Here is a 5,530-nt window from a genome sequence, read left to right as displayed (position 1 = left end):
AGTGCCCCGGGCAGTCCGCGAACACCCCGAGCCCGGCGTTGAGTGCGACCATCGCCAGGGCGGTGGTGAGCCGGCCGTGCCGGCGCGCGGCCCGGTCGTCCGCGGCCAGCTCGCCCAGCTCGCCGACCTGGTCACGGAAGGCCTGGAAGACCCCTACGGCGGGGAACCCGCCGGCCAGCGCCTGGGCGCACTGCGCCAGCCAGTGGTGGCGGGCCCGCACGTGCCCGCGCTCGTGGCTGAGCACCGCCGCCAGCTCGCGGTCGCTCAGCCGGCTCAGCGCCCCGGTGGTCACCACCAGCCGGGAGGCCGGACCCGGCAGCGACCAGGCGTCCGGCCGTCCGCTCTCCAGCACCACCAGGCGCTCGCGGCGGGCCGGCAGGTCCCCGACACCGGCCGGCAGGTCGGGCGCGCGGTGCGCCAGCTCGGCGTGCCGGTGGCCGCGCAGCGCACGGGCCGCGCGGATCTCCCGGACCAGCGACAGCGCCGTCCAGAGCCCGCCCAGCGCCAGCAGCGCGGCACAGAGCCGTGCCCAGCCCTCGCCGCCCGCCAGACCGTAGGCCGCCTCCACCCCGTGCGGGGCGCCGGTGAAGACCAGCGCGCGGACCCCGGGCAGCGCGGCCGCGACGGCCAGCAGCAGGGCGAGCAGGCAGCAGAGCAGCACCGCGACCACCAGGCACTGCCAGACCAGCAGCGCGAGTACCGGTTCGCGCCCGGCCCACCGGGCCCGGGCCAGCAGAGCCGGCCCGGCGGTGGAGAACAGCACGCCGAGCAGCAGCAGGCCGAGCAGGGCCGTCATGGCAGGGGCTCCCCCGGGGAAGGCGTGACAGAACGCTGTCGGCTCAATCTAGGCGCTCGCCGGGAGCGGTGGTACCGGTGTGCGCGGGCAGTGACCAACGCCACGCGGCCGGCCCCGCGGCGCCGGCCTCAGAGCACCAGCAGCATGGCGAACATGCCCACGCCCATGGCGAGCCGGCAGGCCCGGGGCAGTGCCCCGCCCAGCCAGGGCGCGCCCGGTCCGGAACCCGCCGCCGGCCCGCCGCCCGGCGCCGCGGTGGCCCGCGTACCGCCCGGCCCGGCCACCAGGGCCGGCCCGGGCACGGTCAGCAGCCGGCTGCCGGCCCAGAGCGCGTAGCCGCCGAAGTAGAGCAGCAGGACCCCGGTGACCGCCGGACGCCCCATCGGCATCGCCATCCCCGGGTGCGCGTGCGGGACCCCCGCGGTCATCGCCAGGGCCATGTACGCCATGGCCAGCGCGCCGACCGCGTGGTGCAGGCGGTGCGCCCGCAGGCCGGCCGGGCCGCGGGCCGCCGCGGCCAGCAGGAAGCCGACGGCGAGCAGGCCGAAGAGTCCGGCCCAGAGCGGTGGCGGGAGGCGGTCGCCGAGGGTGATCATCGCCGCACTCCCCAGGCCCATCGCGGCCTCCGCGGCGTCGGACTCGCGCCCCGGGCCGTGCCCGTGCCCGGCGTGGCCCGCGGCGGTGGGCCCGGCCGGCGGGCGGCGCAGCCGGGCCAGGCAGAGGGCGCCGGTCGCGGCGGTGAGCAGCGCCAGCAGCCAACTGAGGACGGCTGGTCCGTGCATCGACCCCCCTTGGCTCCGGAAACCGGTGGGTTTCGGATCCGATCGCCGAATCCGCGCGACCTGCCGCGGGCCGGTCCGGACCGGCCCGCTCCGGCCCTGCGACCACGATCACCGCTGCCGCCGCCGCCCAGCAGGGCGCGCGCGGGGCGCATGGAAGTGCGGTCCACGGAACGTCAGGAACGCGCGCCGGTACGGGAGGCGCCGCCCGGACGGCCGATCGGGCCGTCCGGCTGGCGGCGACCCGGTTCGCGGGACAGGCTCGTCTCAGCGGGCCGTCCGGATCCTGGAAACCGCAAGCCTTGCGGCCGGATGCCCCACGGTGCGCAGTTTTTCTCAGCTACCCCCCCTTGAACAGGAGAACCTTTCGTCCTTATCGTGTCCTTGATTCAATAACTTCTGTCGAGGCAGGTCTCCCATGCAGAATCTTTCGTCGAGGCTCGCTGCGGCGGCCGACCTTCCGGCGGCCCCCGCCGCCGACCACCCGGCCTGGGTACGGCTCAAGACCGCGGTCGAGGCCCTGCGCCCGCTGCAGTCGAAGGACGGCTCGATCGACCTGGCCGCCGTCCAGCGGCACACGGTCGACCCGCTGCTCGCCACCGTGCTGGAGTCCATCGAGGAGCTGGCGCCGTCCTTCCCGCACGACGCGGCCTACCTGGAGGCCGTGCAGAACGACCTGCGCAAGTGGGCCGACACGGGATACCGCGAGCCCGACTTCCTGGACTCGCTGCTGGCCTTCCAGCCGGCCGCCGACCGCCAGGACGGGCTCAGCCACCTGGTGGTCTTCCCGATGTACACCCAGAACGGCAACCCGGACCGCAACCTGGAGGCCGTGCTGCTGAAGGTCGTCTGGCCGGACTGGCTGGCCGAGCTGGAGCGCACCCGCTTCGACAACCCGATGTTCGTCCCGATCACCTTCACCGACTTCACGGCCGGTTACGACACCAACTCCGCGGTGCTCTTCCCGGAGACCGTCGCGGTCCGCCAGGCCCCCGAGCGCTTCACCTGGGGCGGCATCTTCTGCGACCGCGAGGCCGCCCGCTTCCGGGCCGTCTCCACCTCCGCCGTGCGCCAGCTCGGCCTGGAGATCCCCGCGGACGCCACCGAGCTGATCGGCGACCAGGCCCGCTCGCAGCAGACCTTCGTGCTCTGGGACCTGGTCCACGACCGCACCCACAGCCACGGCGACCTGCCCTTCGACCCGTTCATGATCAAGCAGCGCAGCCCGTTCTGGATGTACGGCCTGGAGGAGCTGCGCTGCGACCTGACCGCCTTCAAGGAGGCCGTCCGACTCGAGGCCGAGGGCTACGAGCAGGGCCGCGACGTGCAGTACGCGATCCTCTTCGACCGCCTCTTCCGCTTCCCGGTCAGCGGCGACCGGGTGCGCAACTACGACGGCATGGGCGGCCAGCTGCTCTTCGCCTACCTGCACCAGCACGACGCGCTGCGCTGGCGCGACAACCGCCTGAGCATCGACTGGGACCGGGTCGCCGAGGTCACCAACGGCCTCTGCGCCGAGATCGAGGCGCTCTACCGGGCCGGCATCGACCGCCCGAAGACCGCGCACTGGATCGCGGCCTACGAGCTGGTCTCGCGCTACCTGACCCCGCACCCGGCCTCCACCTGGGCCAAGGGACCGGCCGCCCTCCCGCTGGACACCACCAACGGCAAGGCACTCAACAAGGCGCTCTGCGACGCCGTCCACCCGGACGAGTTCCCGCTGAGCATGTTCTACGAGGCCCTCGCCAAGAAGCTCAGCGGCGTCATCGCCGCCACCACCGGCATCACCGGCGCCGGCATCCAGGAGGTCGCCGCGTGAGCACGAACACCCTCGACGACAAGGTGATCGCGGTCGCCGGTGCCAGTGGCCCGGCCGGCCAGGCCACGCTGCGCCGCCTGGCGGCCGCCGGTGCCACCGTCATCGGCGCCGACATCGACCAGCAGCGCCTCGACGCGGCGACCAGCGCGGTCAGGGTCGCCGTCCCCGGCGCGAAGATCAGCGGGCAGGTCATCGACCTGCTCGACCCGCAGGAGGTCCACGACTGGGCGGACCACCTGGAGGCGGAGCACGGCCACGTCGACGGCCTGCTGCACCTGGTCGGCGGCTGGCGCGGCAGCAAGTCGTTCCACGAGCAGCGGATCGACGACTGGGACTTCCTGCACGACACCGTGGTCCGCACCCTGCAGCACACCTCGCTGGCCTTCCAGCCGGCGCTGCTGCGCAGCCAGGCCGGCCGGTTCGCGATGATCTCCGCCTCGGCCGCCCACAAGCCGACCGCCGGCGGCGCCGCCTACGCGGCCGCCAAGGCCGCCACCGAGGCGTGGACCCTCGCGATGGCCAACTCCTTCGTGAAGGAGACCACCGCCGCCGACGGCACCCCCAGCGCGGCGGCTGTCATCCTGGTGATCAAGGCCCTCCTCAGCCCCGAGATGCGGGCCGAGAAGCCGGAGGCCAAGTTCACCGGATTCACCGAGACCGCCGACCTGGCCGACCACCTCGCGGGCCTCTGGGACCGCCCCGCAGCAGAACTGAACGGACAGCACCTGTGGCTGACAGCCCGATGACCCCCACCCCTCGGACCGACGCCGTGCGGCGCCACGACCCCGCCGTGCGCGGGTTCGCCAGCGACAACTACGCCGGCGTCCACCCCGAGATCCTCGCCGCGATCGCGCTGGCCAACGACGGCCACCAGGTCGCGTACGGCGAGGACCAGTACACCGAGCACCTGCAGGACGTCTTCCAGGCGCACTTCGGCGACCGGGCCGAGGCCTACCCGGTCTTCAACGGCACCGGCGCCAACGTCGTCGCGCTGCAGGCCCTGCTGCCGCGCTGGGGCGCCGTGGTGGCGGCCGCGAGCGCGCACATCAACGTCGACGAGTGCGGAGCGCCGGAGAAGATCGCCGGCATCAAGATCCACACCGTGCCGACCCCGGACGGCAAGCTCACCCCCGAGCTGATCGACCAGCAGGCCTGGGGCTGGGACGACGAGCACCGCGCGCAGCCGCTCGCCGTCTCGATCACCCAGAGCACCGAGCTCGGCACCCTCTACACGGTGGAGGAGGTCAAGGCGATCTGCGACCACGCGCACGAGCGCGGGATGCTCGTCCACATGGACGGCTCGCGCCTCGCCAACGCCGCCGCCTCGCTCGGTCGCCCGTTCCGCGAGTTCACCACGGACGCCGGGGTGGACGTGCTCTCCTTCGGCGGGACCAAGAACGGCCTGCTGGCCGGCGAGGTCGTGGTGGTGCTGAACCCGGAGAAGGTCCGGAACATCAAGTACCTGCGCAAGATGTCGATGCAGCTCGCGTCGAAGATGCGCTTCGTCTCGGTGCAGTTCGAGGCCCTGCTGGCGGGTGACCTCTGGCTGCGCAACGCCGGCCACGCCAACGCGATGGCCCAGCGCCTGGAGACGGCCGTCCGGCAGATCCCGGGGGTGACCGTGGTCCGCCCGGTGCAGGCCAACGCCGTCTTCGCGCTGCTCCCGCGCGAGGTCAGCGAGCGGCTGCAGAAGCAGTACCGCTTCTACTTCTGGGACGAGCACACCGGCGAGGTGCGCTGGATGGCGGCGTTCGACACCACCGAGGCGGACATCGACGCCTTCGCCGCCGCGATCGCGCAGGAGATGGGCCGCGAGGGCTGAGCACGCCCCCGCAGTGCCGCTGAGGCCCGCTGAGGCTCTCTGAGGGCCCGCTCCACGAGCGGATCGTCCCGTCCCGGACTCCCGGGGCGGGACGATTTGCTGTCGGGGCGGGCGCCGCGTAGTGTTCTCCGAGTTGCCCGGCCCGCCCTTCGGGGCGAGTAGTAAGTCTGATGAGTGTGAAAATCGCTCGACAGAAAGCCTGCTAGAGTCTGGGACAGCGGAAAGCCGAAAGGCCGGAAGCGAAAAGCAGGAAAGCGGATCGGAAAGCGCCGAAGAGCGGGTCTGATAAGCTGAATGAAGAACGAAACGAACGC

5 protein-coding genes are annotated in these 5,530 nt (G+C 73.0%); 3 read left to right on the top strand and 2 right to left on the bottom strand.

The window, feature by feature from the left end:
- Together ABD323_RS39160 and ABD323_RS39155 are read right to left on the bottom strand one after the other, a co-directional pair.
- Positions 1–796, bottom strand: a 796-nt coding sequence (locus tag ABD323_RS39160; protein WP_344446876.1) for a M56 family metallopeptidase, incomplete at its 3' end; no start/stop codon positions are given.
- A gap of 128 nt (positions 797–924) precedes the next feature.
- Positions 925–1,578, bottom strand: a complete 654-nt coding sequence (locus ABD323_RS39155; protein WP_344446875.1) for a DUF5134 domain-containing protein — start codon at positions 1,576–1,578, stop codon at positions 925–927.
- 415 nt (positions 1,579–1,993) lie between these two features.
- Here ABD323_RS39155 and ABD323_RS39150 point away from each other — a divergent pair, with 415 nt between their 5' ends.
- Genes ABD323_RS39150 through ABD323_RS39140 form a run of 3 tightly spaced genes read left to right on the top strand, consistent with a single transcriptional unit; the run spans position 1,994 to position 5,216 of the window.
- Positions 1,994–3,394 (top strand): DUF6421 family protein, encoded by a 1,401-nt coding sequence (locus tag ABD323_RS39150; RefSeq protein ID WP_344446874.1) that lies wholly within the window; start codon positions 1,994–1,996, stop codon positions 3,392–3,394.
- Complete coding sequence (locus tag ABD323_RS39145) at positions 3,391–4,140, top strand: SDR family NAD(P)-dependent oxidoreductase (protein WP_344446873.1); 750 nt, start codon at positions 3,391–3,393, stop codon at positions 4,138–4,140. The genes ABD323_RS39150 and ABD323_RS39145 overlap by 4 nt, the downstream gene beginning before the upstream one ends.
- Entirely contained in the window at positions 4,137–5,216 is a 1,080-nt protein-coding gene (locus ABD323_RS39140; protein ID WP_344446872.1) for a threonine aldolase family protein, read from the top strand. Before ABD323_RS39145 ends, ABD323_RS39140 begins: the two co-directional genes overlap by 4 nt.
- Positions 5,217–5,530: the final 314 nt, after the last annotated feature.

Origin of the sequence: Kitasatospora nipponensis (assembly GCF_039528135.1) — a bacterium.
Lineage (GTDB): Bacteria > Actinomycetota > Actinomycetes > Streptomycetales > Streptomycetaceae > Kitasatospora > Kitasatospora nipponensis.
This window is presented reverse-complemented; position numbering and strand designations above follow the sequence as displayed.

Excerpts from the sequence above, each read along its gene's own strand:
- ABD323_RS39155 (WP_344446875.1), bottom strand. The coding sequence starts at position 1,578 with ATGCACGGACCAGCCGTCCTCAGTTGGCTGCTGGCGCTGCTCACCGCC.
- ABD323_RS39150 (WP_344446874.1), top strand. The coding sequence starts at position 1,994 with ATGCAGAATCTTTCGTCGAGGCTCGCTGCGGCGGCCGACCTTCCGGCG.
- ABD323_RS39140 (WP_344446872.1), top strand. The coding sequence starts at position 4,137 with ATGACCCCCACCCCTCGGACCGACGCCGTGCGGCGCCACGACCCCGCC.